The organism is Ancylobacter polymorphus (assembly GCF_022836935.1).
GTDB lineage: Bacteria > Pseudomonadota > Alphaproteobacteria > Rhizobiales > Xanthobacteraceae > Ancylobacter > Ancylobacter polymorphus_A.
Map to the genome: position 1 here is coordinate 2614397 of NZ_CP083239.1, position 23672 is coordinate 2638068.

Annotated in this window: 25 protein-coding genes and 1 tRNA gene; 15 read left to right on the top strand and 11 right to left on the bottom strand. The window is 67.6% G+C overall.

Annotated elements, in window-relative coordinates; all coding sequences use genetic code 11:
- Positions 1-65: 65 nt before the first annotated feature.
- Positions 66-698: a L,D-transpeptidase gene (locus K9D25_RS12320; RefSeq protein WP_244375535.1), complete on the top strand. Its 633-nt coding sequence runs from the start codon at positions 66-68 to the stop codon at positions 696-698.
- A gap of 47 nt (positions 699-745) precedes the next feature.
- Positions 746-1759, top strand: coding sequence for an amino acid ABC transporter substrate-binding protein (locus K9D25_RS12325; protein ID WP_244375537.1), 1014 nt, complete (start codon positions 746-748; stop codon positions 1757-1759).
- A 77-nt stretch (positions 1760-1836) separates the two neighbouring features.
- Here K9D25_RS12325 and K9D25_RS12330 read toward each other — a convergent pair whose 3' ends face one another.
- The 4 genes from K9D25_RS12330 to K9D25_RS12345 form a co-directional block, all read right to left on the bottom strand.
- The gene (locus K9D25_RS12330) at positions 1837-2634 is read right to left on the bottom strand and encodes an enoyl-CoA hydratase/isomerase family protein (protein WP_244375539.1); all 798 of its coding nucleotides are present in this window, start codon (positions 2632-2634) and stop codon (positions 1837-1839) included.
- On the bottom strand, positions 2631-3893 hold the full coding sequence (locus tag K9D25_RS12335) for a CaiB/BaiF CoA transferase family protein (protein WP_244375541.1): 1263 nt from the start codon (positions 3891-3893) through the stop codon (positions 2631-2633). The genes K9D25_RS12330 and K9D25_RS12335 overlap by 4 nt, the downstream gene beginning before the upstream one ends.
- A gap of 77 nt (positions 3894-3970) precedes the next feature.
- Positions 3971-4693 carry a GntR family transcriptional regulator gene (locus K9D25_RS12340; protein WP_244375543.1) on the bottom strand — a complete coding sequence of 241 codons (723 nt, stop codon included), beginning with the start codon at positions 4691-4693 and terminating at the stop codon, positions 3971-3973.
- Between the two features lie 88 nt (positions 4694-4781).
- Complete coding sequence (locus K9D25_RS12345; RefSeq protein ID WP_244375545.1) at positions 4782-5195, bottom strand: winged helix-turn-helix transcriptional regulator; 414 nt, start codon at positions 5193-5195, stop codon at positions 4782-4784.
- A 102-nt stretch (positions 5196-5297) separates the two neighbouring features.
- Between K9D25_RS12345 and K9D25_RS12350 the strand changes: the two genes are divergently transcribed.
- Complete coding sequence (locus K9D25_RS12350; protein ID WP_244375547.1) at positions 5298-5894, top strand: FMN-dependent NADH-azoreductase; 597 nt, start codon at positions 5298-5300, stop codon at positions 5892-5894.
- A gap of 125 nt (positions 5895-6019) precedes the next feature.
- Here K9D25_RS12350 and K9D25_RS12355 read toward each other — a convergent pair whose 3' ends face one another.
- Complete coding sequence (locus K9D25_RS12355; RefSeq protein ID WP_244375549.1) at positions 6020-6706, bottom strand: GntR family transcriptional regulator; 687 nt, start codon at positions 6704-6706, stop codon at positions 6020-6022.
- A 118-nt stretch (positions 6707-6824) separates the two neighbouring features.
- Positions 6825-8030: a pyridoxal-phosphate-dependent aminotransferase family protein gene (locus tag K9D25_RS12360; protein ID WP_244375551.1), complete on the bottom strand. Its 1206-nt coding sequence runs from the start codon at positions 8028-8030 to the stop codon at positions 6825-6827.
- A 179-nt stretch (positions 8031-8209) separates the two neighbouring features.
- On the opposite strand from K9D25_RS12360, the gene K9D25_RS12365 reads away from it, so the two are divergent.
- The 6 genes from K9D25_RS12365 (at position 8210) to K9D25_RS12390 (ending at position 15624) form a co-directional block, all read left to right on the top strand.
- Complete coding sequence (locus tag K9D25_RS12365; protein ID WP_244375553.1) at positions 8210-11185, top strand: FAD-binding and (Fe-S)-binding domain-containing protein; 2976 nt, start codon at positions 8210-8212, stop codon at positions 11183-11185.
- A gap of 115 nt (positions 11186-11300) precedes the next feature.
- Positions 11301-12314: a Bug family tripartite tricarboxylate transporter substrate binding protein gene (locus K9D25_RS12370; RefSeq protein WP_244375555.1), complete on the top strand. Its 1014-nt coding sequence runs from the start codon at positions 11301-11303 to the stop codon at positions 12312-12314.
- A gap of 111 nt (positions 12315-12425) precedes the next feature.
- The gene (locus tag K9D25_RS12375) at positions 12426-12938 is read left to right on the top strand and encodes a tripartite tricarboxylate transporter TctB family protein (protein WP_244375557.1); all 513 of its coding nucleotides are present in this window, start codon (positions 12426-12428) and stop codon (positions 12936-12938) included.
- Between the two features lie 10 nt (positions 12939-12948).
- Positions 12949-14487 (top strand): tripartite tricarboxylate transporter permease, encoded by a 1539-nt coding sequence (locus tag K9D25_RS12380; protein WP_244375559.1) that lies wholly within the window; start codon positions 12949-12951, stop codon positions 14485-14487.
- Complete coding sequence (locus K9D25_RS12385) at positions 14484-14918, top strand: GlcG/HbpS family heme-binding protein (protein WP_244375561.1); 435 nt, start codon at positions 14484-14486, stop codon at positions 14916-14918. Before K9D25_RS12380 ends, K9D25_RS12385 begins: the two co-directional genes overlap by 4 nt.
- A 208-nt stretch (positions 14919-15126) precedes the next feature.
- Positions 15127-15624 carry a BA14K family protein gene (locus tag K9D25_RS12390; RefSeq protein WP_244375563.1) on the top strand — a complete coding sequence of 166 codons (498 nt, stop codon included), beginning with the start codon at positions 15127-15129 and terminating at the stop codon, positions 15622-15624.
- An 80-nt stretch (positions 15625-15704) separates the two neighbouring features.
- On the opposite strand, the gene K9D25_RS12395 is transcribed toward K9D25_RS12390, so the two are convergent.
- Both K9D25_RS12395 and K9D25_RS12400 read right to left on the bottom strand, forming a co-directional pair.
- Positions 15705-15781 (bottom strand) — tRNA-Met (locus K9D25_RS12395).
- Between the two features lie 94 nt (positions 15782-15875).
- A complete protein-coding gene (locus K9D25_RS12400) occupies positions 15876-16337 on the bottom strand; it encodes an NUDIX domain-containing protein (protein ID WP_244375565.1) in 462 nt (153 codons plus the stop codon).
- A 75-nt stretch (positions 16338-16412) separates the two neighbouring features.
- Between K9D25_RS12400 and K9D25_RS12405 the strand changes: the two genes are divergently transcribed.
- Complete coding sequence (locus K9D25_RS12405; protein ID WP_244375567.1) at positions 16413-17342, top strand: metallophosphoesterase family protein; 930 nt, start codon at positions 16413-16415, stop codon at positions 17340-17342.
- Here K9D25_RS12405 and K9D25_RS12410 read toward each other — a convergent pair.
- The 3 genes from K9D25_RS12410 to phnF all read right to left on the bottom strand — a co-directional run bounded on the left by K9D25_RS12410 (position 17317) and on the right by phnF (position 19422).
- The gene (locus K9D25_RS12410; protein WP_244375569.1) at positions 17317-17940 is read right to left on the bottom strand and encodes a hypothetical protein; all 624 of its coding nucleotides are present in this window, start codon (positions 17938-17940) and stop codon (positions 17317-17319) included. The two genes, K9D25_RS12405 and K9D25_RS12410, sit on opposite strands and share 26 nt — an antisense overlap.
- Positions 17941-18031: 91 nt before the next feature.
- A complete protein-coding gene (locus tag K9D25_RS12415; protein ID WP_244375571.1) occupies positions 18032-18640 on the bottom strand; it encodes a pyridoxamine 5'-phosphate oxidase family protein in 609 nt (202 codons plus the stop codon).
- Positions 18641-18651: 11 nt separating this feature from the next.
- Positions 18652-19422, bottom strand: a complete 771-nt coding sequence (gene phnF / locus K9D25_RS12420) for a phosphonate metabolism transcriptional regulator PhnF (RefSeq protein ID WP_244375573.1) — start codon at positions 19420-19422, stop codon at positions 18652-18654.
- 103 nt (positions 19423-19525) lie between these two features.
- Here phnF and phnG point away from each other — a divergent pair, with 103 nt between their 5' ends.
- The 5 genes from phnG to phnK are packed head-to-tail and all read left to right on the top strand — an operon-like array spanning position 19526 to position 23574.
- The gene (phnG, locus tag K9D25_RS12425) at positions 19526-20002 is read left to right on the top strand and encodes a phosphonate C-P lyase system protein PhnG (protein WP_244375575.1); all 477 of its coding nucleotides are present in this window, start codon (positions 19526-19528) and stop codon (positions 20000-20002) included.
- A gap of 1 nt (position 20003) precedes the next feature.
- Positions 20004-20597, top strand: coding sequence for a phosphonate C-P lyase system protein PhnH (gene phnH, locus K9D25_RS12430; protein WP_244375577.1), 594 nt, complete (start codon positions 20004-20006; stop codon positions 20595-20597).
- Positions 20598-20600: 3 nt separating this feature from the next.
- Positions 20601-21722 (top strand): carbon-phosphorus lyase complex subunit PhnI, encoded by a 1122-nt coding sequence (locus K9D25_RS12435; RefSeq protein WP_244375579.1) that lies wholly within the window; start codon positions 20601-20603, stop codon positions 21720-21722.
- Positions 21719-22783, top strand: a complete 1065-nt coding sequence (locus K9D25_RS12440; RefSeq protein WP_432207876.1) for an alpha-D-ribose 1-methylphosphonate 5-phosphate C-P-lyase PhnJ — start codon at positions 21719-21721, stop codon at positions 22781-22783. The genes K9D25_RS12435 and K9D25_RS12440 overlap by 4 nt, the downstream gene beginning before the upstream one ends.
- 14 nt (positions 22784-22797) lie before the next feature.
- A complete protein-coding gene (gene phnK, locus K9D25_RS12445) occupies positions 22798-23574 on the top strand; it encodes a phosphonate C-P lyase system protein PhnK (protein ID WP_244375581.1) in 777 nt (258 codons plus the stop codon).
- Positions 23575-23672 lie beyond the last annotated feature (98 nt).

Sequence of the window (23672 nt, forward strand, 5' to 3'; positions counted from 1 at the left end):
CCAGGGAGCGACCCGTGACTCGGTGGCGCGCGTGCGCGTGCGCCCGGTTCTCAGAGGGGAATGACATGCGTCTTCATCATGTGGGGGCAGGCCTGATCGGGGCGGCGCTGGCGCTGGCCCTCGCGCTTCCCCTCGGCCCAGCTGTGGCGCAGATGCGGCCGGCGGCGGGCATGGGCAACCAGATCGTCGATGTGCCGGAAAAGCCCGGCTATGTGCCCTCGGCCGACGAGGAGCAGCTGGACCCGGCCTTCCGCCGCCAGCCGGTATATTTCCGCACCAATGAGCCGCCGGGGACGATCATCGTCCACACCAATGAGCGCTTCCTCTATCTCGTGCTCGGCGACAACCGGGCGCTGCGCTATGGCATCGGCGTCGGTCGCGACGGCTTCCAGTGGGCCGGGCTGCAGAAGGTGAGCCGCAAGGCGGAATGGCCGGACTGGACCCCGCCGCCGGAAATGATCCAGCGTCAGCCCTACCTGCCGCGCTTCATGGCCGGCGGACCGGGCAACCCGATGGGCGCCGCCGCGCTCTATCTCGGCTCCACCGTCTACCGCATCCACGGCACCAACATGCCGAACACGATCGGCATGGCGATTTCGTCCGGCTGCTTCCGGCTGGTCAATTCGGACGTGCAGGACCTCTACAACCGCGTCCCGGTGGGGACGAAGGTGGTCATCCGGCAGGCGCCCGAGCTGTGAGCGCAGCCCGTCCTGCCGCACGGCTTTCGATCGACATTGGGGGAAAAATGAACAGGATCGCAACCGCGCTGGCCGCCGCCGGCGTTCTGCTCTCAGCCGGCTTCGCGCAGGCGGGCACGCTGGCGGATGTGAAGGCGCGCGGCACGCTGAAATGCGGCGTCAGCCAGGGTCTCGCCGGCTTTTCCGCCAAGGACGACAAGGGCCAGTGGTCCGGCTTCGATGTCGATTTCTGCAAGGCGGTGGCGGCGGCGATCTTCGACGATCCCGCCAAGGTGGAGTATGTGCCGCTCTCGGCCGAGGCGCGCTTCCCCGCCCTGCAGAAGGGCGAGGTCGATCTGCTCTCGCGCAATTCCACCTGGACCATGCAGCGCGAGGCCGATCTCGGCCTGCTGTTCGCCGCCGTCTCCTATTATGACGGCCAGGGCTTCATGGTGCCGGCGGCCAAGAATGTGATGGGCGCGCTGGAACTGGGCGGCTCCAAGGTCTGCACCCAGGCCGGCACCACGAGCGTCGACAACGTTCAGGACTATTTCAAGCAGAACAAGATGGAGCTGGAGCTGATCCAGCTGCCCAATGTCGACGAGTTGGTGCAGGCCTATGCCGACGGCAAATGCGACGTGCTGACCACCGACGTGTCGCAGCTCTACGCGCTGCGGCTGAAGCTGCCGAAGCCCGCCGACTATGTCGTGCTGCCGGACGTGATCTCCAAGGAGCCGCTCGGCCCCGTGGTGCGGCAGGGCGACGACAACTGGCTCAACATCGTCAAGTGGAGCTTCTACGCGCTGGTGAACGCGGAGGAACTCGGCATCAGCACCGTGACGCTCGACCAGGCGGCGCAGTCCGCCAAGCCGGATGTGCGGCGCTTCGTCGGTTCGGACGGCGCCTATGGCGAGAAGCTGGGCCTGACCAAGGACTGGGCCATGCGCATCGTCAAGAGCGTCGGCAATTACGGCGAAGTGTTCGAGCGCAATGTCGGCGCGCAGTCGCCGCTCGGCATTCCGCGCGGCATCAACCAGCTGTGGAGCACCGGCGGCATCCAGTACGCCCCGCCGATCCGCTGACCGCCTGACGGCCGAAATGAAAGCCGGCGACCCGGACAGGGCGCCGGCTTTTTCAGTTGGGACGTGACGAAAACGGGTTACGCCCCGCGCCACTGTGCCGGGCGCTTGGCGAGGAACGACTCCACCCCTTCGCGGAAATCGGCGCTGCCATAGATTTCCCGGACGAGGTCGGTGTCGTCGGCACCGGGCCGATGGGCGAGGCGATCCAGCATCTGCTTGGTGACGCGCAGGGTGAGCGGCGCATGGGCCGCGAGGCGCGCGCATAGCGCGTCCACCGCCGCGTCGAGTTCTTCAGCCGGATGGATCGCGACATAGCCGGGGGGCATCTCCTCGGCGGTCGGGGTCTCGGCGGCGAGCAGCATGCGGCGGACCATGCCAAGCCCGAGCGTGGCGACCAGCCGCCGTAGATTTGCCGCCGACAGGCAATTGCCGAGCGTGCGGGCAATGGGCACGCCGAAGCGTGCGCCGGGCGTCGCCAGACGGAAATCGCAGGCATTGGCAATGGCCATGCCGCCGCCGACCGCCCAGCCTTCCACCACCGCGACGGTCGGCACGGGCACCTGTTCGAGAAGGCGCATATAGTGCTCGACCTTCGCCTCATAGGCGAGGCCGTCCTCGCCGGAGAAGCCGCGGAACTGCTCGATATCGGTGCCGGCGACGAAGGCCTTGCCGCCGGCGCCGCGCAGCACCGCGACGCGGATGGCGGGATCGGCCGCGATGGCGGCGAGGACGTGGGCCATCTCCTCATACATGCGCCAGCTCATGGCGTTGCGGGCCGTGGGTCGGTCGAAGACGAGGTGAGCGACCGCGCCCTCGCAGGAGAAGCGGACGCGGCCCTCGGCAGGGGAGGGGCTTGCGGTGTCGGGGGCGCTCATGGGGCGAAGGCTCCGCGCGTGGTCAGGCTTTCCACCGCCGCTTCGTCGAGGCCGATCTCCCGCAGCACTTCGTCCGTATGCTGGCCCAGCAGCGGGGGATGGAGCCGCACCTGCTGCGGCGTGCCGGTGAGCTTCACCGCGAAGCCGATATTCGACACCTTGCCCTCATGCGGGTGGTCGATCTCCATGCGCATCTGGCGGTGGCGGCCATGCTCGCTCTCGAAGGCCTGGGGGTAGGTGTACATGGTGCCGGCGGGAATGCCGACGGCGAGCAGGGTCTCGACCCATTCGTCCGAGGTCCGGGTAACGAAGGTCTTTTCCAGCTCGGCGATCAGCGCCTCGCGATTGTCGAGACGGTCGGGGATGGTGGCGAAGCGCGGATCGGCGGCCAGATCCGGCCGCGCCAGCGTCTCGCACAGCTGCAGCCACAGCTTCTGGCTGGTGGCCCCCATGACGAAATAGCCGTCCTGCGATTTCACCGCCTGATAGGGCGCGGTCATGCGGTTGGCGGTGCCGAGCGGGATCGGCTCGGTGCCGCGCCCCCAATATTCCGAAATGTCCCAGACGGAGAAGGCCAGCGCCGCCTCGAACAGCGAGGCGTCGATATACTGGCCCTCGCCGGTGTTCTTCGCGCCGATATAGGCACCGAGCACGGCATAGGTGGCGAACAGGCCGCAGCCGATATCGGCCACCGGCACGCCGGCCTTGACCGGCGGGCCGCCGGGATGGCCGGTGACGCTCATCACGCCCGACATGGCCTGCGCCATCAGATCGAAGCCGGGACGGCCGGCCCAGGGGCCGGTCTGGCCGAAGCCGGATATGGAGGCGTAGACGAGGCGGGGATTATAGGCGCGCACCGTCTCGTAATCGCATTTCAGCTTCTTCATCACGCCGGGTCGGTAGTTCTCGACCAGAATGTCGGCGGTCTTCACCAGCTCATAGAAGGCCTCGCGCCCGGCCTCGCTCTTGAGGTTGAGGGCGACGGAGCGCTTGTTGCGGTTCATGTTGAGAAAGCCCATGGAATCCGGGCCCTTCATCTTGAACCCCATGGCGCCGCGCGTCTGGTCCCCGGTGCCGGGCGGCTCGATCTTGATGACATCGGCGCCGAGATCGCCCAGCAGCATGCAGCTATAGGGCCCGGCCATCACCTGACTGACATCGAGCACCCGCACGCCGGCGAGCGGCAGCGGGCGCGGCGCTTTAGCAGCCTCGGAGGCCGGCGCGGCGTCCGGCGGCGCCTGATCGAGTACGTCGCTCATGGGGTCTCTCTCCGCTCACTTATGATTTTAAATCAATAATTATAGATTGGTCGTTCACGCCCATGTGAGCCCTTTGCTCAGGCCTCCTGCGGGGCCGGCACGGACCCGCTGCGCGGCGAAGGGTCGCCGGCGCCCGCGCGCATCCGCTCTATGAAGGCGCGGGCAATGCCGGCGGTGGTGCCCATGACGTGGCGTTCCATCAGCGCGCCGAGGCGCGGGGCGTCGCGCGCCTCCAGCGCCTCGATCATCGCCTTGTGCTCCTCCACCGCCGCCGCCCAGTGATAGCGGCTCTTGCGCACCACGAAGCGGCAGGCATGGATGCGGGTGAGGATCTGCTGGTAATAGGCGGAGAGGGTGGCATTGCCGGCGATGGCGAAAAAGGCTTCGTGGATCAGCCGGTTATGCCGCAGATACTCCGCCTCCTCGTCCTTCTCGAAATGCCCCATCATGGCGTCGTGCAGGGCGCGCACGCGGGCGATGTCCTCATCCGAGGCCTGGGCGCAGGCCAGCAAGCCGGCCAGTCGCTCCAGCGAGGCCATGATCGGGAAAAGCTCGTCGATCTGCTCCTCGGTGATGCGGGCGACGATGGCGCCGCGATGCGGCAGGATCTGCAGCACCCCTTCCGCCGCCAGCACCTTCAACGCCTCGCGGATGGGGGTACGCGAGACGCCGAAGCGCTCGCAAAGCTGTTCCTCCGGCACCTTTTCCCCAGGGCGCAATTCGCCCTGCAGGATCATCTCACGCAGCGGAGCGACCAGCGATTCGTGCAGGGAATGACGGATGATCGGCGAGGAGGGCATGGGCGTTTCCGGCGGGGTGGGCGTTCAGCCTAGCGCGCCGGTCAGATTGCATCAATAATTATCGTCGGGGCGCACCCCGGCGCGGCGGTCACAGCCCCGCCGCGCGCTGCAACGGCCGCTCGTCGGGATCGGGCGCGGTGCGCCGGTCGAACGCCGCCTGTGCCTGCGCGATCTCATCGAGGTTCGCTTCCACCCACTGGCCGAGCGCCATCACCGGGCCGCGCAGGGAATGGCCGAGCGGGGTCAGCTCATAATCGACGCGCGGCGGAATGGTGGGGTAGACGGTACGCGAGACCAGCCCGTCGCGCTCCAACCCGCGCAAGGTCAGGGTGAGCATGCGCTGGGAGATGCCGTTGACCATGCGCTTCATCTCGTTGAAGCGGCGCGGCCCGCCGGCCAGCAGCATGACGATGAGCACGCTCCATTTGTCGCCGACGCGGGCCAGCACGCGGCTGACCGCGAGGCAGCCCTCAGTATGGAAAGGTGGATGTTCCTCAGTCACTTCCGTGTGCCTCAGGGTGAGCGATGTGCGTTCTTGCGGAGTTTATCGCAGGTATCTAGTTGGGTCAGTTACAAATCGTAACCAGCCAATCACGGTGGCATCATGTCCAAGACCCTCCTTCACCTCGATTCATCCATTCTCGGCGACCATTCGGTGAGCCGGCAGGTCAGCGCCGCCATCGTGGCGCGGCTCACCGCCGCCGATCCCTCGCTTACCGTCGTGTATCGCGATCTCGCTGCCGCCCCGCTGCCGCACGCGACGCCCGCCTCCATGCCGGCCGACCATCCGCTGTCCGGCGGCAAGGGCGATGCGGCGAGCCAGCAGGCGCTCGACGACTTCCTCGCTGCGGACATCGTGGTGGTGGGCGCGCCGATGTACAATTTCTCGGTCCCCACCCAGTTGCGGGCCTGGATCGACCGCATCCTCGTGCCGGGCAAGACCTTCGCCTATGGCGCGGGCGGCGCGGTGGAGGGGCTCGCCAAGGGCAAGCGGGTGATCGTGGCGCTGGCGCGCGGCGGCAGCTATGCCGATCCGTCCTTCGCCGCCGTGGCCGAGCACGCGGAGACCTATCTGCGCTGGGTGTTCGGCTTCATCGGGGTCGAGCCCGAACTCATCATCGCCGAGGGCATCGCCGCCGGCCGGCGCGAGGCGGCGCTCGAAGCCGCGCTGAAGGATGCGGCCGCGCTGAAGGCGGCATGAGGGAAATTGTTAGAGCGTCATCCCGGACGGCATAGGCCGATCCGGGATCGCCTGCAGGACGGAGAGCTATCCCGGCTCTCCGCTTCGCTGCGGCCGGGATGACGTTCGGTCTGGAGGTCGCCCGCCTATTCCGCCGCCTGCGAATCCGTGCCTTCCAGCGATTCATGCACCATCGCCGCCTTGTGGCGCAGGTGCAGCTTGAGGATGGCCCCGAGCCGGGCGCCATCCCGCGCTTTCAGGGCGGCCATCATCTCCTCATGGTCGTCCACCGCCTCGCGCCAGCGCTCGCTGGACTTCTGGGCGACGAAGCGCACCGCGTGGATACGTACCATCAGCGTCTGGTAGAGTTGGGCCAGCGCATGGTTGCCGGCGATGTCGAAGAAGGCCTCGTGGATGCGCCGGTTGAGCCTGAGGTAGGCGGCCGGGTCGCCGGCACGGTAATGCACCAGCATCTCGTCATGCATCGCCTGCACGCGGGCGATGTCGGCATCGGTGGCGCGGGCGCAGGCGGCTTCGCCGGCCAGCGCCTCCATCGCCCCCATGATGGGGAAAAGCTCGTCCACCTCGTCGGGCGAGACGCGGGCGACGCTGGCGCCGCGATTGGGGGAGAGGATGACTAGCCCCTCATTGGCCAGCACCTTCAATGCCTCGCGAAGTGGGGTGCGGGAGACGCCGAAGCGCTGGCACAGCGCCTGTTCGGAAATCTTGTCGCCGGCCTTCAGATCGCCGCGCATCAGCATGTCGCGCAGCTGCGCGGCCAGCTCGTCATGCAGGCTGCGCCGCGGAATGATGGCCGTGTCCGACATCGCCATATGGCGAATCTCCAAATGGCCGCGCGCCCGGCGCGGCACCTGCGCAAATCTACCCCTAAATCGCTCCGGCCGGCGAATTTCGCAAGGTCAACGAAGGTCGCGCGGCCGGAGCTGAGGCTCACGCGGCGGCGCTGAGCGTGCCGCGGGCGCAGTCGGTGAGGTAGTCCATCGCCGCCTGCACGCCGCCCTTCTTGTGCGGCACGCCGGCGACCGACAGGCCCATCTCGACGCCGGACAGCGCGCCGAGAATGGTGAGGTCGTTGGTGTCGCCGAGATGGCCGATGCGGAAGACGCGGCCGGACAGCTTGGTGAGGCCGGTGCCGAGCGACATGTCGAAATGGTTCAGCGTCTTCTCGCGGAAGGCGTCAGCGTCGTGCCCTTCGGGCATCAGCACGGCGGTGAGCGAGGACGAGTAGTACTTCGGATCGCGGCAAAGCACTTCCAGCCCCCAGGCGCGCACGGCGCGGCGGGTGGCCTCGGCATGGCGGTCGTGGCGGGCGAAGACGTTGTCCAGCCCCTCCTCATGCAGCATGTCGATGGCCTCGGCGAGGCCGTAGAGCAGGTTGGTGCCGGGCGTGTAGGGGAAATAGCCCTTCTCATTGTGGGGAAGCATTTCCTCCCACGACCAGAACAGCTTGGGCATGGTCGACTTCTTCGCCGCCGCCAGCGCCTTGGGCGACAGGGCGTTGAAGGAGAGGCCCGGCGGCAGCATCAGGCCCTTCTGCGAGCCGGAGACGGTGACATCGACGCCCCATTCGTCGTGGCGGAAGTCGATGGAGGCCAGGGAGGAGATGGTGTCGACCAGAAGCAGCGCCGGATGGCCGGCGGCGTCGATGGCCTTGCGCACCTCGGGGATGAGCGAGATGCAGCCGGTCGAGGTCTCGTTATGAACCACGCAGACCGCCTTGATCTCGTGGTTCTTGTCCTCGCGCAGCCGCGCCTCGATGGCGTCGGCATCGGCGCCGATGCGCCAGTCCGAGGCGATGAATTCCGGGTGCAGGCCGAGCTTGATCGCCATGTTCTTCCACAGCGTGGCGAAATGGCCGGTTTCGAACATCAGCACCTTGTCGCCGGGCGAGAGCACGTTGGCGAGGGCGGCTTCCCACGCGCCGGTGCCGGAGGCGGGGTAGATGATGACCGGGTTGGCGGTCTTGAAGACGCTCTTCATGCCTTCCAGGACGCGCTTGCCGAGCTTCTGGAACTCGGGTCCGCGATGGTCGATGGTCGGCATGTCCATCGCGCGCAGGATGCGATCAGGCACCGGCGTGGGGCCCGGAATCTGCAGGAAATGACGACCCGCCACCCGGGCGGCATTGCTGGACATCTTTTTCTCTCCCTTGGTCGGCGCTGATGCGCGCGCCTCTTCACGGCTGCGAGCGGGCGGCTGGTGACGACCCGCTTCCACGCCCCATCTTGCATAAATGAATTATGAATGCAAAATGCGTTTCAGTCCATGGCGGCGCGCCGGCGTCGCGAAAAAGGACATGAGGGAGCGAGACCATCATGGCGGCACGGCTGACGCCCGGACTGGAGCGGCGTCTGAAGGCGGAAGTTTCGGGAGATGTGTGGTTCGACCGCTTCAACCGCGGGCGCTACGCCACCGATGCGTCGTTCTACCAGATCATGCCGCTGGGCGTCGTCGTGCCGCGCACGACGGAAGAGGCCGAACGCGCCATCGCTCTGGCGCGGGCCGAGGGCATTGCCGTCACGCCGCGCGGCGGCGGCACCTCGCAATGCGGCCAGACGATCAACGATTCGCTCGTCATTGACGGGTCGAAGCACCTCAACCGCATTCTCGAACTCGATGTGGCGAACCGGCGCTGCGTGGTCGAGCCGGGCATCGTGCTCGACGACCTCAACCGGGCGCTGAAGAAGCACGGGCTGTGGTTTCCGGTCGATGTGTCCACCGCCTCGCGCGCCACCATCGGCGGCATGGCCGGCAACAATAGCTGCGGCGGCCGCTCGCTGCGCTACGGCACGATGCGCGACAATGTGCTGTCCATCGACGCCATGCTGGCGGATGGGGCCAAGGCGCATTTCGGCCCGGTGGACCACAACCTTTCCAGCCTGCCGCCGGACGCGCCGCTGGCGCCGCTCGCCCGCGACCTGTTCGACCTTGGCGCGCGCGAAGCCGAAGAGGTGGCGGCGCGCTTCCCCGCCGTGCAGCGGCGCGTCGGCGGCTATAATCTCGACGCGCTGGTGCCGAAGGCAAGCGGCACCAACCTCGCCCATATCCTTGTCGGCTCCGAGGGCACGCTCGCTTATTCCACGCGGATCGAGCTGAAGCTGTGGCCGCTGATCGGCAAGAAGGTGATCGGCGCCTGCCATTTCGGCAGCTTCTACCAGGCGATGGACGCGGCGCAGCATCTGGTGAAGCTCAAGCCCATCGCGGTCGAGCTGGTGGATTCGACGCTGCTGGCGCTCGCCAGCGAAATCCCGATGTTCCAGGCGACGCTGAAGCAGTTCGTGCGCGGCACGCCCGACGCCATCCTTCTGGTCGAGTTCGCCGAGGACGAGGCGGAGAATGAGCGGCGGCTGAAGCTGCTGGACGACACGATGGGCGATCTCGGCTTCGGCTGGGACCGCGACGGCGCGCGCTGGGGCGGCGTCGTGCCGGTGCGCGAGGCCGGGCTGCAGGCGGCGATTGCCGATGTGCGCACCTCCGGCCTCAACATCATGATGTCGATGAAGCAGGCGGGCAAACCGGTCTCCTTCGTCGAGGACTGCGCCGTGCCGCTGCCGCACCTCGCCGACTACACGGCGCGGCTGACGGAGGTGTTCGAGAAGAACGGCACCAAGGGCACCTGGTACGCCCACGCCTCCGAGGGCTGCCTGCATGTGCGGCCGGTGCTGAATCTGCGGCTGGAGAAGGACGTGAAGGCGATGCGCGCCATCGCCGAGGAAGCCTTCGCCATGGTGCGCGAGTACAAGGGCTCGCATTCCGGCGAGCATGGCGACGGCATCGTCCGCTCGGAATTCCACGAGACCATGTTCGGCACCCGGCTGGTCCGCGCTTTCGAGGAGGTGAAGGACCGCTTCGACCCGAACGGGCTCTACAATCCCGGCAAGATCGTCCGCGCGCCGAAATTCGACGACCGCACCATCTTCCGCTACGCGCCCGACTACAAGGTGGCGCCGATCGCGGCGGCGCTCGACTGGTCCGGCTATTCCGGCGAGGGCGGCGGCCTGCAGGGCGCCATCGAGATGTGCAACAACAATGGCGCCTGCCGCAAGGCGGTGGGCGGCGTCATGTGCCCGAGCTACCGCGTCACCCGCGACGAGAAGGACGTGACGCGCGGGCGCGCCAACACACTGCGCCTTGCCATTTCCGGCCGGCTCGGTCCCGACGCTCTCGCCTCGGACGAGATGATGGAGACGCTGAAGCTGTGCGTCTCCTGCAAGGGGTGCCGGCGCGAATGCCCGACCGGCGTCGACATGGCGAAGATGAAGATCGAGGCACTGGCGGCGCGGGCGAAGGCCAAGGGCATCAGCCTGCACCAGCGGCTGGTCGCCTATCTGCCGCGCTATGCCGGCCTTGCCGCGCGGATGCCGTGGCTGCTCAACCTGCGCGACCGGCTGCCGGGGGCGGCGCAATTGTCGGAGCGGATCGCCCAGTTCAGCGCCCGCCGCACGCTGCCGCGCTGGCGGGCGGATGCTTTCCGCGAGGAGGCGGTGGCGTTTGGGCCGGAGGGCGGGCGCGAGGTGGTGCTGTTTGCCGACACCTTCAACCGCTGGTTCGAGAAGGAGAACGTCGTCGCCGCGCTGGAGGTGCTGACCGCGGCCGGCTATCGCGTGCACATGCCGCGCCCGGTGGACGGTAGCAAGCGCGCGCTGTGCTGCGGGCGCACCTTCCTTTCCGCCGGGCTGGTGGATGAGGCCAAGGCCGAGGCGCGGCGGGTGGTCGACACATACGCTCCCTTCGTGGCGCGCGGCGTGCCGGTGGTGGGGCTGGAGCCGAGCTGCCTGCTCGCCTTCCGCGACGAACTGCCCTCCATGCTGCCGGGGGAGGGGACGCAGACGCTTTCCGCCCATGCGCTGCTGATCGAGGAATTCATCGCCCGCGAGATCGACGCCGGCCGCTTCGACCTGCCACTTGCGCCGCTGGCGGAGAAGGCGCTGCTGCACGGCCATTGCCACCAGAAGAGCTTCGGCGCCATGGGCGCGGTGGAGAAGGCGCTGCGGCTGGTGCCGGGGCTGCAGGTCGAGACGGTGGAGTCGAGCTGCTGCGGCATGGCCGGCGCGTTCGGCTATCACAGCGAGACCATCGACACCTCGCTCGCCATGGCCGAGCTCTCGCTGCTGCCGGCGGTGCGCAAGGCGGAGCCGGGAACGCTCATCGTCGCCGACGGCACGTCCTGCCGTCACCAGATCCATGACGGCGCCGCCCGCGACGCGGTGCATGTGGTGCAGGTGCTCGCGCAAAGCCTTGCGGCGGCACGTGTTGGTCTTCCCCATCGGCAGTTGGAGGCGGCGGAGTAGGGGGAAAACTCCGCTTGATATGACGCGTCGATTCTGCATTATGAATGCATAACTCAAAAAATATAACGGAAACGCTGTGGTGCCGGCCCGTTCCGGCTCAACGACAAGAGAGGAAATGTCCATGCTGGAGAAGCTCGTCTCCAAACGCGCCGCGCTGGTCGCGGCCTGCCTGTCCGGCTTCACCGTCTCGTCCGCCATGGCGGCGTGGGAGCCGACCAAGCCGATCGAGATCATCGTTCCCGCCGGTGCCGGCGGCGCCTCGGATCAGATGGCGCGCATGATGCAGGCGGCGATCCAGAACAATAAGCTCTCGCCGACGCCGATCGTGGTGACGCTCAAGGGCGGCGCCAATGGCGGCGAGGGCCTGATGGACATGCAGGCGAGCGCCGGCGACCCCTACAAGATGGTCATCTCCAATTCGGCCATCTACACGCTGCCGCTCGCCAACAAGCTGCCTTTCGACTGGCGCAAGCTGACCCCGGTCAGCATACTCGCCTTCGACAATTTCGTGCTGTGGGTGAACGCCAACGCGCCCTACAACACGGCCCAGGAACTCGTCGAGGCAATGAAGAAGGAGCCGGCGGGCGCCTACAAGCTCGGCGGCACCGGCTCCAAGCGCGAAGACCACATTCTCGCGGCCGCTGTCGAGCGGATCTCGGGCGTCAAGTTCAGCTACATCCCCTACAAGTCGGGCGGCGAAGCGGCCACCCAGCTGGTCGGCGACCACATCAAGGTCAACGTCAACAACCCCTCGGAAAACGTCGCCGTGTGGCGCGCCGGGCAGGTGAAGGCGCTGTGCGTGTTCGACAATGAGCCGATGGACTACCCGGCCAAGGTCGCGGGCGACAAGTCGTGGAAGGACATCCCGACCTGCAAGTCGCAGGGCATCGACTTCCAGTGGATCATGCTGCGCGGCGTGTTCCTGCCGGCGGGCGTGACCCCCGACCAGGTGGCTTTCTACCAGGACATGCTGGGCAAGCTGGTCGAGACTAAGGAATTCAAGGAATATCTTGAGAAGCAGGCGCTCAAGCCGTCCGATCTCAAGGGCGCCGAGATGGTCAAGTTCCTGGAGCAGGACGAGGCTCTCTACAAGGACCTGATGACCCAGTCGGGTTTCGTCGCCAACTGACCCTTGCGGCCGCCGGCGCGCCCTCGGGCCGCGCCGGCGCTTGCCTTGATGCGATGACGCCAGCGCCGGGCGCGGCGTCCGGCCGGCTGCACTTTTCTCTGGAGAATACCGATGTCCGATGACCCGAACGTGGGAGTGGATCCCGCGCTGGTGTCGACGCGCAGCGTCGAAGTCGTGGTGATGGCGCTCCTTCTGGGCGTCGCCGTGTTCCTGGGCTGGGACAATCTGCGCATCGGTGCCGGCTGGGCACCGGACGGCCCGCAGGCCGGCTATTTCCCCTTCTATCTCTCGGTGCTGCTCGGCGGCGCCAGCGTGGTCGGCATCATCTCGGCGCTGCGCCATCCCGACCTGAAAGACGAGATCTTCGTCGGCCGCAGCGCCTTCGGCCGCGTGCTGCGGGTGTTCATCCCGACCATCCTGTTCGTGTTCCTGGTGCAGGTCATCGGGCTCTATGTCGCCAGCTTCATCTTCGTGGCGCTGTTCATGATCGTCATCGGCAAGCTCTCGCCGTGGAAGTCGGTGCTCACCGGCCTGATCTTCTCGGCGCTGATGTTCTACGTCTTCGACGTTCAGTTCAACGTTCTGCTGCCCAAGGGCCCGCTCGAAGCGGCATTCGGTTTCTGAGGAGGGCCCGATGGAAGCACTTGATTCCCTGTTCCACGGCTTCGGCGTTCTGCTGACCTTCCACAATATGGTGCTGATGCTCATCGGCATCTGCCTCGGCATTCTGGTCGGCGTGCTGCCGGGCCTCGGCGGCCCCAACGGCGTCGCCATCCTGCTGCCGCTGACCTTCACCATGGACCCGACCTCGGCCATCGTGCTGCTGTCGTGCATCTATTGGGGGGCGCTGTTCGGCGGCGCCATCACCTCGATCCTGTTCAACATTCCGGGCGAGGCCTGGTCGGTGGCCACCACCTTCGACGGCTATCCGATGGCCCAGAAGGGCGAGGCCGCCGAGGCGCTGACCGCCGCCTTCACCGCCTCCTTCGTCGGCTCCATCGTCGCGGTGATGCTCATCACCTTCCTTGCGCCGTGGATCGCCAGCTTCGCGCTGCGCTTCGGCCCGCCGGAATTCTTTGCCGTCTATATGCTGACCTTCTGTTCCTTCGTCGGTCTCGGCAAGGAAGCGCGCCACAAGATCGTCATCTCGCTGACCATCGGCTTTCTGCTGGCGGCGGTCGGCATGGACACGGTGTCGGGCGAACTGCGCATGACCTTCGGCTCGGTCGAACTGCTGCGCGGCTTCGACTTCCTGGTCGCGGTGATCGGCCTGTTCGGCATTTCCGAAATCCTGCTGGCGATGGAAGAGCACCTCGCCTTCAAGGGCCAGGAGGCGAAGATCCGCTTCACCGTCGTCTGGCGCACCTGGATGACGCTGCCGCGCTACTGGATGACGCTGCTGCGCTCCAGCGCCATCGGCTGCTGGCTCGGCGTGACGCCGGGCGGCGCCATCGCCGCCTCCTTCATGGGCTACAACCTCGCCAAGCGTTTCTCCCGCGACGGGGCGAGCTTCGGCAAGGGCAAGATCGAGGGCGTGCTCGCCCCCGAGACCGCCGCCCATGCCGCCGGCACCTCCGCCCTGCTGCCCATGCTGGCCCTCGGCATTCCCGGCTCCGGTACGGCGGCGGTGCTGCTCGGCGGCCTGATGGTGTGGGGCCTCCAGCCCGGCCCGCTGCTCTTCGTCGAGCAGAAGGACTTCGTCTGGGGCCTCATCGCCTCGATGTATCTCGGCAACATCGCCGGCCTGATCATCGTGCTCGCCACCGTACCGCTGTTCGCCTCGGTGCTGCGCGTGCCCTTCGCCACCATTGCGCCGATGATCATCGTCTCCTGCGCGGTCGGTGCCTTCGCGGTGCAGAACGCCATGTTCGATATCTGGCTCATGCTCGGCTTCGGTATTGTCGGCTATGTCTTCAAGAAGATCGGCATCCCGCTGGCGCCGATGACGCTGGCGCTGGTGCTGGGCGACAAGGCGGAGGACGCCTTCCGCCAGTCCATGATCGGGCTTGATGGCGGGCTGGGCATCTTCTGGTCCAACAAGCTGGTCGGCACCATCTCGACCCTGGCCTTGATCATGCTGTTCTGGCCGCTTATCGGAAAGGCCATCGACATGATCCGTGGTTCGGGCCGCTCGGCGCCGGGCGCGGCCAGCAGCGGGAGCAGCCGTCCATGAGTCTCACCCTCGACGCCGCCCAGACCATCCTTTCCACCGCGCTCGGCCATTGCCGCGCCGGCAATTTCAAGCCGATGGCCGTGGTCGTGCTCGACGCGCGCGGTGCGGTGAAGGTCTCCGCCGCCGAAGACGGCACCAGCCTCAAGCGCTTCGAGGTCGCCCATGGCAAGGCCTATGGCGCGCTGGCGCTCGGCATGGGTTCGCGCTCGATCTTCAAGCGGGCGAAGGAGCAGGCCTTCTTCGTCGCTTCGGTGACGGATGTGGTGGGCGGGGCGCTGGTGCCGGTGCCCGGCGGCGTGCTGATCCGCGACGAAAGCGGCGCGGTGATCGGCGCGGTCGGCATTTCCGGCGACACGTCGGAGAATGACGAGGCGGCGGCGAGCGCCGGCATTGCGGCGGCGGGTTTTGTCGCCGATCCCGGCGCGGACTGACGCGTCGCTCACACGACCTTGATACCGCCAGATGAGGGCGCGCGGGAACTCCGCGCGCCCTCGTGCGTTTGGGCTTCTGGAATGCCGTGTCTGACTATTCTGAACGCAGGTTCAGAAATCTGAAATCTTGCTGCAGATTTCGTTCAGGGAGCATTCATGGAACAGCCGTTACATCCTGTGTAACGATTGTCATTCGGAGGAAGCTACTATGAAGAAGCTCTCTATTGCTATCGCGACAGCGGCCATGGTCATCACCTCAAGCGTGATGCCGGCGATGTCCGCGCCGTTCATCCCGCAGCCGGTGGCGCAGTCGACCTCGAATATCGAGCCGGTGCAGTACCGTCCGGGCTATCGCCAGGGCAACCGGCAGGGCTATCGCCAGGGTTACCGTCAGGGCTACAGGCAGGGCAACCGCCACGGCTATTGGCGCAGCGGCCGCAACCATTATTACAATGGCTATCGCGGCTACAATTATTACCGCCCCGGCTACCGCCAGTATAATGGCTGGTGGTTCCCGGCCGGTGCCTTCGCGGCCGGCGCGCTCATCGGCGGAGCTCTGGGCGCGGCGGCGAGCCAGCCGACCTATTCCGGCGGCGGCAACGCCCATGTCCAGTGGTGCGCCAGCCAGTATCGCTCGTACCGCGCTTCGGACAACACGTTCCAGCCTTACAACGGCCCGCGCCAGCAGTGCGTCTCGCCCTACTGAGCCGCCGTTAGCGCCACAAACGAAAAGCCCGGCTTCGGCCGGGCTTTTTGCGTTCTGGCACATCGTCACAGAGAGGGTTGTGGTAGCGGGAGAGGGACTTGAACCCCCGACCCCAGGATTATGATTCCCGTGCTCTAACCAGCTGAGCTACCCCGCCACAGCGAACCGGCGAACCGATGCGCGAAGTGGCGCGATATAAGGAAGCGGGCCGGACGGTGTCAAGGCGGGAAAGCGCATTGCCCCCCACAGTGTCACCAATGCGCGGCGGCGGGCCGGCCCTCCAGCACTTCCGCAAGGCGTCGGCAGGTTGCCGGGGAAGTGTCCGGTGGCAGGGCAGAGACGGGGAAGAAGCCGATCTCGGCGATTTCGCGGTTCGGCGTCCAGGCGCCGCGCTGGAAGCTCTCGATGACATAGACCGCGACATGGTCGCGCGCGCCGAGATGGTGGTTGAGCAGCAGGCCGTGGAGGCGCGGCGCGGCGGTGACGGTGATTCCGGCTTCTTCGAACAGTTCCCTCACCACGGCATCGGCGGCGCTCTCGCCGCGATCGACACCGCCGCCCGGCAGGTGCCAGCCCGGCACATAGGTGTGGCGCAGCAGGAGAAAGGCGCCGTCCTGATCCCTCACCACGGCGCGCACACCGAGGGTGACGCTGCGGGTCAGTCGGGTCCAGCGGTGGACGAGCCGGACGAAAAGCCGCTGGAAAGCCGTCATTCGCGTGGGCGGACTGCCCAAAGGGTGACCGCCGGCGCTTTCCTTTCCCCGCTCCGGGCTGATAAGGATGCCCGCGTGTTTGTTCTCGCCCATGTCACCGACGCTCATCTGGGACCGCTGCCGCGCGCTCGCTTCGCCGAGCTGGCGGGAAAGCGGGCGCTTGGCGTGCTCAACTGGCGGCGCGGCCGCCAGCACCGTTTCTCCGTCGCCACGATCGACCTGCTGGTCGACGACATCAAGGCGATGGCGCCCGATCATATCGCGGTGACCGGCGATCTCGTGAATGTCGGCCTCGCGGCCGAATTCGCCACCGGGCTCAACTTCCTCAAATCGCTGGGCGACGGCCTCGATGTGACGGTCGTGCCTGGCAATCACGACGCCTATGTCCGCTCCACCGCTCACCATTCGCTCCTCAACTGGGGCGACTATATGCGTGGCGACGGGGTAAATGGCGATGTGACCGATGAAAGCGCCTTCCCCTTCGTGCGCCGACGCGGCGAGGTGGCGCTGATCGGCGTGTCCTCCGCCATTCCCACCCGTCCCTTCATGGCGACCGGCAAGGTGGGGCGGGCGCAGTGCGAGCGGCTTGGCGCGGCGCTGGACCAACTGGGCGCCGAGGGGCTGTTCCGGGTGGTGATGATCCATCACCCCCCTGCGGGTCTGCGCGCCGGGCACAAGCGGCTGATCGACGAGGAGCGCGTGCGCGGGGTTCTGGCCCGCCACGGGGCGGAACTCGTCATTTGCGGCCATGACCATGTGCCGATGGTGGAGATGATTCCCGGCCCGCATTCGGGCCTGATTCCGGTCGTCGAGGCGCCATCCTTCGCCGCCGGGCCGGAAGACCGCCACTGGCCGGGCGGCTACCACCTCTACCGCATCGAGCGCGTCTCGGACGGCGGCTTTCCGTGGCGCTGCACGCTGGAGGCGCGCGGCTTCCAGCAGGGCGAGACCACCGTGGCCTCGCGCGGGACACGGGTGATCACGGAAGCGATAAGCGGGCGGTGATCTCGGGGTAGAAGCTCGTCAGCGCGAACATGACCAGCGCGCCGAGAACGAGGCCCAGCAGGAAGGGCAGGGCGCGCCCGCCGCCCTCGGCCCGGTCGGTTTCGGGCGGTGCAGGCGGCGCCGGGGCGGGGTGGTGCGGCGCCGGGTGCGGTTCGGCCGCCGCGATCTCCGGCGGCGCGCCGACGCTGACCATCGCCTGTTCGCGCGCGATCAGCCGGCGGGCGATGTAGCGCGTCACCGCGTCGACGATGTCGTTGGCATTGGCGCTCTCGGCCAGCACGTGGCGGCCTGAGCGCGTATCCTGCAGGAAGCGGTAGGTGCGGCGGTCGCGCGCCAGCGTCACATGCGCGACCATGTCGATGAACAGACGCGGGATTTCGCCCGGCATGAGGCCGCGGTCGAACAGGTCGACATGCTCCAGCGGTACCTGGGCGAAGACCGGGTCGAGCAGTTCGTTCAGCATGGAAAGGCGGGCGAGGGTCGCGTCGCGCAGCTCGACGATGACGCCGGAACGCTCCGCCGCCTCCATCCGCGCGGCGCGAATCGCGTCGCGCAGCGAGAGGCCGGGCGTCTCGCCCCGCAGGCGCTCGTCGTCCATCGCGCTTTCGTCCCCGTTTCCCGTGCGTCCCATCATGGCGACATCGGGTTAATGGGCCGTTGGTGGGGCGCCACCCCGTGCGAGCGCGGCCTCAGTACAGCGTGGCGCGGTAGCGCTCCAGCATCTCCGCCTGGGTTTCGGCGCTGGCCATGCCGAGTTGGTCGCGCATCATCTCGCCCATGCTGGGCAGGCGGTCGCGCGGCAGGAAGCTCTCTGGATTCCATGCACCCGACCGCATGAACGCCTTGGCGCAGTGCAGGTAAACCTCCTCCACCGCGATGCGCAGCACCGTCGTCGGCGCCTTGCCGTTGACGATGAAGCGGGCGAGCAGGTCCGCATCGTCGTGGATCTCGGCGCGGCCATTCACGCGCAGTGTCTCGTCGACGCCGGGAATGAGGAAGAGCAGGCCCACCGCTGGGTTGCCGATCAGATTGGTGAGCGTGTCCAGCCGGTTATTGCCCGGCCGGTCCGGCAGCAGCAGGGTGGAGGGGTCTTCGACCACGACGAAGCCGGGCGCGTCGCCGCGCGGGGTGACATCGGCGCGGCCATCCGCGCCCATGGACGACAGCATGACCAGCGGCGAGAAGCTGATGAAGGTGCGGGAGTGCGGATCGATGGCCGGCAGCACCTTGCGGCGGCTGCGCTCGCGCACCTCGCCATAGAGCGCGCGGAGGTCCTCAAGGCGGGTGAGGGCGGCCATGATCGGTCCTTTCAGTTCTTCACCACAAGCTGCACCCGGTCGGCGCAGAAGCGGGCACGCGAATATTGAATCGGGCGGCGCTGGGCGTCGCCATTGATGGCATCCAGTACCATGACGGTGCGGCCGGCGGGGAGGGCGAGCAGGCGGCAATCCTCCTCATCGGCGGGGCGGGCGGTGATGCGGGTTTCAAGGCGGCGGTAATCGCCGAGGCCGAGCGTCTCCAGCGCCCGTGTCACCGAGCCGGTGGCGGCGACCAGGAGGTCGAGGTCGCGGCAGCGGTCGGCCTCGTACCAGTGCGAGGCGACGGTGATCGGCACGCCATCGGCCTCGCGGATCATGTCCACCCGCAGCACTTCGGCGCCGGGGGCGAGCCCCAGAGCCTGCGCGATCTCGGACGAGGACGGCTCGATGCGCGAGCCGATGAGCCGGCCGCCGGGCGCGCGGCCTTCGCGCGAGACGATCTCGGAAAAGCGGGTGCGCGGCCCGATCGGGTAGCGGATCGGCGGCTCCTTGACGAAGGTGCCGCGCCCAGGCGTGGCCTCGATCAGTCGCCGCTCGGTGAGGTGGGCCAGTGCCCGGCGCAGCGTGTGGCGATTGACGCCAAAGCGTTCCGCCAGCTCGTTTTCTGTCGGCAGGCGGGCGCCGGCGGCGAGGCGGCCTTCGATGATATCCGCCTCGATCCGCTCCGCGATCTGTTTCCACAGCGCGACGCCCGTGCCGCGCGCCACGTCTTCCGCCGGGGAGGGGGGCGTCGTCACGGCGCTGTCGTTTGTCGGGTCCATATTTCTACCGCGCTGCAAAACCACTCTTGCCTGTTTGTATAGATGAATATACAAATCCGTCGAAATGTAAACGGCCTTGACGGCAGGTCAGCGGATTTTTCCAATGCAGCCTTCCCCTTCAAAACCCAACAATGGCGCGGCTTCCCGCTCGCCCCGGCAGGACGCGATGGCGCTGATGGCGCGGGCCGAGGCGGGCGAGCTTGAAGCCGTTCTGGCCGGCTTCGCCCCGCTGCCGGTGGCCTCCGATCTCAAGCCGCCGGAGGTCGGGCTGGTGATGCTGCGCGGACGTACCGGAGGCGACGGCGCCGCATTCAATCTCGGCGAGGCGACGGTTTCCCGCGCCGCCGTGCGGCTTGAAGGGGGCGCCAGCGGCTTCGCCTATCGCCTCGGTCGCGATGTGAAGGCGGCCCGCGCCGCCGCCATTCTCGACGCGCTGTGGCAGGACGAGACGCGCCGGGCCGAGGTCGATGCGGCGCTGGCGCCGGTGCGGGCGCGGCTGGCGGTGCAGGCGGCGCAGGTGCGGGCCGAGACGGCGGCCACCAAGGTCGATTTCTTCACCCTCGTGCGCGGGGAAGATTGATATGTCCCAGACACTTATGGCCGCTGGCTTCGCCGATCCCGTCTTCGACCAGCAGGCGACCTTCCGCGCCGCCATGTGGGCGCTGTCACGCCCCGGGCGGGTGGAACCGATCCGCGCCGGGTTGACCCCGCCGGCACCGCTCAATGCGGAAGCGGCGGCGCTGGTGCTGGCGCTGTGCGACTATGAAACCCCGCTCTGGCTCGATCCCGCCCTCGCGGGCGCGCCCGCTGTGGTCGACTTTCTGCGCTTCCACACCGGCGCGCCGATCGTGGCGGAGGCGCGCGAGGCGCGCTTCGCGCTGATCGCCGAACCCGTTGACATGCCTGATTTTTTCGACTTCGCCCAGGGCTCACCCGAGTTTCCGGACATCTCCGCGACGCTGATCCTGCAGGTCGACTCCTTCACCGCCGGGCTGGTGCTGGAAGGGCCGGGAATCAACGGCCGCACCGCTTTCGGCGCGGCGCCGTTGCCGGCGGACTTTATCGAGCGGATGGCGGCCAATCGGGCGGGCTTTCCGCTCGGGGTCGACCTGCTGCTGGCGGGGGCGGGCGGGGTTGCCGGCCTGCCGCGTTCCGTCACCGTGAAGGAGGGTTGAGCCATGTATGTGGCGGCCAAAGGCGGCGAAAAGGCCATCCGCAACGCCCACGCGCTTCTCGCTAAGTGTCGACGCGGAAACAGGAATCTGCCCTCGGTCAGCCTCGCCCAGATCGCGCAGCAATTGACGCTGGCGGTGGACCGGGTGATGGCGGAGGGGTCGCTTTATGACGTGGAGCTTGCGGCGCTGGCGGTGAAGCAGGCGCGCGGCGACCTGATCGAGGCGATCTTCCTCATCCGCGCCTTCCGCACCACCCTGCCGCGCTTCGGCTATGCGCAAGCCCTTGATACGTCTGAGATGCTTGTGCGCCGGCGCGTTTCCGCGACCTATAAGGACCTGCCGGGTGGCCAGCTTCTCGGGCCCACTTTCGACTACACCCACCGGCTTCTGGACACCTCTCTTGGTGTGACCGATGAGGCCGGTGAGGTGGACGATGAGGCCAGACAGGCCGATCCGCCCGCCGACGCCCCCGTCGCCATGCCGCGCGTCACCGACCTGCTGGGGCAGGAGGGGCTGATCGAGGCCGCCCCCGCCGATGACGGCGCCGAACCCTTCGACATCACCCGCGCGCCCGTCTCCTTCCCCGTCGACCGCTCCACCCGGCTGCAGACGCTGGCGCGCGGCGATGAGGGCTATCTGCTGGCGCTCGGCTATTCCACCCAGCGTGGCTATGCCCGCTCGCATCCCTTTGTCGGCGAAATCCGCTTCGGCGATGTCGAGGTGATCTTCGAGGCGCCGGAACTCGGCTTCGAACTCTCGCTCGGCACGGTGCAGGTGACCGAATGCCAGAGCGTGAACCAGTTCAAAGGCTCGGCGACCACGCCACCGCAGTTCACGCGCGGCTATGGCCTCGTCTTCGGGCAATGCGAGCGCAAGGCGCTGTCCATGGCGCTGGTGGAGCGGGCGCTGCGCTGGAAGGAGCTGGGCGAGGAGCCCGGCGCCCCGGCGCAGGACGAGGAATTCGTGCTCTCCCATTGCGACAATGTGCAGGCGACTGGCTTCGTCGAGCACCTCAAGCTGCCGCATTACGTCGACTTCCAAGCGGAACTCGACCTCGTGCGCCGCATGCGCGCGGAACAGGCAGCCGAGCGGCCGGCGGACGGGATCAAGGAGGCGGCGGAATGAACGCCCACGCGACCGGGGCCATGCCCGAAATCACCTACAACTTCGCCTATCTCGACGAGCAGACCAAGCGGATGATTCGCCGGGCGATCCTCAAGGCGATCGCCGTACCCGGCTATCAGGTGCCGTTCGCCGCCCGCGAAATGCCCATGCCCTATGGCTGGGGCACGGGCGGCGTACAGGTCACCGCCGCCGTGCTGGGGCCGGACGATGTTCTCAAGGTCATCGACCAGGGCGCCGACGACACCACCAATGCGGTGGCCATTCGCGGCTTCTTCGAGAAGACGGCGCGGGTCGCCACCACCACCTCGGCACGCGAGGCGACCGTCATCCAGACCCGCCACCGCATTCCCGAAACGCCGCTCGCCGAGCACCAGATCCTCGTCTACCAGGTGCCGATTCCCGAGCCGCTACGCTTTCTGGAACCGCGCGAGACCGAGACGCGGCAGCTGCACGCGCTGGCGGAATATGGCCTCATGCATGTGAAGCTCTATGAGGACATCGCCCGCCACGGCCATATCGCCACCACCTATGCCTACCCTGTGGAGGTGGCGGGGCGCTATGTGATGGACCCGTCCCCCATCCCGAAATTCGACAACCCGAAGCTCGACGACTGCCCGGCTTTGCAGCTGTTCGGTGCCGGGCGCGAGAAGCGCATCTACGCCATTCCGCCTTACACGAAGGTGCGCTCGCTCGATTTCGAGGATCATCCCTTCCGGGTGCAGCGCTTCGCCCAGCCCTGCGCGCTGTGCGCGGCGAGCGGGGTCTATCTCGACGAGGTGATCCTCGACGACAAGGGCGGGCGGATGTTCGTCTGCTCGGACACCGATTACTGCAACGGGCGGCAGGAAGCCGGCCATCGGGGCGAGATGTCCGGCGCTTCCCCCTCACCCCAACTCTCTCCCCCGCGGGGAGAGGGAGCAGACGGCGCGCTTCACCTCTCCCCGTCGGGGAGAGGTCGGCCCGAAGGGCCGGGTGAGGGGGCTTCGGGCGTGCCTGCCACGCCTTTATCGGCAAGCGATCCCGGATCGGCGCGTGCCGCGCCGTCCGGGATGACGAAGTAGAAGAGAGGCGCGTCATGAACGAACAACCCCTCCTCATCGCCGAGGGTCTTTCCAAGAATTACGGCGCCCGCCTCGGCTGCCGCGACGTGTCGCTGGAGGTCTATCCCGGCGAGGTGCTGGCCGTGGTCGGGGAATCCGGCTCCGGCAAGTCGACCCTGCTCGGCCTGCTTTCCACCGAGCTGGAAGCCAGCGCCGGAAGCGTCTCCTACCGGCTGCGCGACGGACGGATGGCCGACCTCGCCAGCCTCGGCGCCGCCGAGAAGCGGCTGCTGATGCGCACCGATTGGGGCTTCGTGCGGCAGAACCCGGCGGACGGGCTGCGCATGGCGGTCTCGGCCGGCGGCAATGTTGGCGAGCGGCTGATGGCGGTCGGCTGGCGGCACTATGGCCATATCCGCAATGAGGCGATCGACTGGCTGGCCAAGGTCGAAATCGCCGCCGACCGGGTGGATGACGACCCGCGCGCCTTTTCCGGCGGCATGCGCCAGCGGCTGCAGATCGCCCGCAACCTCGTCACCCGCCCGCGCCTCGTGTTCATGGACGAGCCCACCGGCGGGCTCGATGTGTCGGTGCAGGCGCGGCTGCTCGATCTCATCCGCCAGCTGGTGGCGGAGCTGGGGCTGGCGGTGATCATCGTCACCCACGACCTCGCCGTGGCCCGGCTGCTCTCGCACCGCATGGTGGTGATGCGGCACGGGCGGGTGATCGAGACCGGCATCACCGACCAGGTGCTGGACGACCCGCGCGAGCCCTACACCCAGCTGCTCGTCTCCTCGGTGCTGGCGGCGTGAGCATGGCGCCCCCCTCTTCACCGTCATCCCGGACGGCGCGGCACGCGCCGAGCCGGGATCGTCTGCCGACGGGAGCGCGCGGTCGGCCCGCGATCCCG

Excerpts from the sequence above, each read along its gene's own strand:
- K9D25_RS12320 (WP_244375535.1), top strand. The coding sequence starts at position 66 with ATGCGTCTTCATCATGTGGGGGCAGGCCTGATCGGGGCGGCGCTGGCG.
- K9D25_RS12325 (WP_244375537.1), top strand. The coding sequence starts at position 746 with ATGAACAGGATCGCAACCGCGCTGGCCGCCGCCGGCGTTCTGCTCTCA.
- K9D25_RS12330 (WP_244375539.1), bottom strand. The coding sequence starts at position 2,634 with ATGAGCGCCCCCGACACCGCAAGCCCCTCCCCTGCCGAGGGCCGCGTC.
- K9D25_RS12335 (WP_244375541.1), bottom strand. The coding sequence starts at position 3,893 with ATGAGCGACGTACTCGATCAGGCGCCGCCGGACGCCGCGCCGGCCTCC.
- K9D25_RS12340 (WP_244375543.1), bottom strand. The coding sequence starts at position 4,693 with ATGCCCTCCTCGCCGATCATCCGTCATTCCCTGCACGAATCGCTGGTC.
- K9D25_RS12350 (WP_244375547.1), top strand. The coding sequence starts at position 5,298 with ATGTCCAAGACCCTCCTTCACCTCGATTCATCCATTCTCGGCGACCAT.
- K9D25_RS12355 (WP_244375549.1), bottom strand. The coding sequence starts at position 6,706 with ATGGCGATGTCGGACACGGCCATCATTCCGCGGCGCAGCCTGCATGAC.
- K9D25_RS12360 (WP_244375551.1), bottom strand. The coding sequence starts at position 8,030 with ATGTCCAGCAATGCCGCCCGGGTGGCGGGTCGTCATTTCCTGCAGATT.
- K9D25_RS12365 (WP_244375553.1), top strand. The coding sequence starts at position 8,210 with ATGGCGGCACGGCTGACGCCCGGACTGGAGCGGCGTCTGAAGGCGGAA.
- K9D25_RS12370 (WP_244375555.1), top strand. The coding sequence starts at position 11,301 with ATGTCCATGCTGGAGAAGCTCGTCTCCAAACGCGCCGCGCTGGTCGCG.
- K9D25_RS12375 (WP_244375557.1), top strand. The coding sequence starts at position 12,426 with ATGTCCGATGACCCGAACGTGGGAGTGGATCCCGCGCTGGTGTCGACG.
- K9D25_RS12380 (WP_244375559.1), top strand. The coding sequence starts at position 12,949 with ATGGAAGCACTTGATTCCCTGTTCCACGGCTTCGGCGTTCTGCTGACC.
- K9D25_RS12385 (WP_244375561.1), top strand. The coding sequence starts at position 14,484 with ATGAGTCTCACCCTCGACGCCGCCCAGACCATCCTTTCCACCGCGCTC.
- K9D25_RS12390 (WP_244375563.1), top strand. The coding sequence starts at position 15,127 with ATGAAGAAGCTCTCTATTGCTATCGCGACAGCGGCCATGGTCATCACC.
- K9D25_RS12400 (WP_244375565.1), bottom strand. The coding sequence starts at position 16,337 with ATGACGGCTTTCCAGCGGCTTTTCGTCCGGCTCGTCCACCGCTGGACC.
- K9D25_RS12410 (WP_244375569.1), bottom strand. The coding sequence starts at position 17,940 with ATGGACGACGAGCGCCTGCGGGGCGAGACGCCCGGCCTCTCGCTGCGC.
- K9D25_RS12415 (WP_244375571.1), bottom strand. The coding sequence starts at position 18,640 with ATGGCCGCCCTCACCCGCCTTGAGGACCTCCGCGCGCTCTATGGCGAG.
- phnF (WP_244375573.1), bottom strand. The coding sequence starts at position 19,422 with ATGGACCCGACAAACGACAGCGCCGTGACGACGCCCCCCTCCCCGGCG.
- phnG (WP_244375575.1), top strand. The coding sequence starts at position 19,526 with ATGCAGCCTTCCCCTTCAAAACCCAACAATGGCGCGGCTTCCCGCTCG.
- phnH (WP_244375577.1), top strand. The coding sequence starts at position 20,004 with ATGTCCCAGACACTTATGGCCGCTGGCTTCGCCGATCCCGTCTTCGAC.
- K9D25_RS12435 (WP_244375579.1), top strand. The coding sequence starts at position 20,601 with ATGTATGTGGCGGCCAAAGGCGGCGAAAAGGCCATCCGCAACGCCCAC.
- K9D25_RS12440 (WP_432207876.1), top strand. The coding sequence starts at position 21,719 with ATGAACGCCCACGCGACCGGGGCCATGCCCGAAATCACCTACAACTTC.
- phnK (WP_244375581.1), top strand. The coding sequence starts at position 22,798 with ATGAACGAACAACCCCTCCTCATCGCCGAGGGTCTTTCCAAGAATTAC.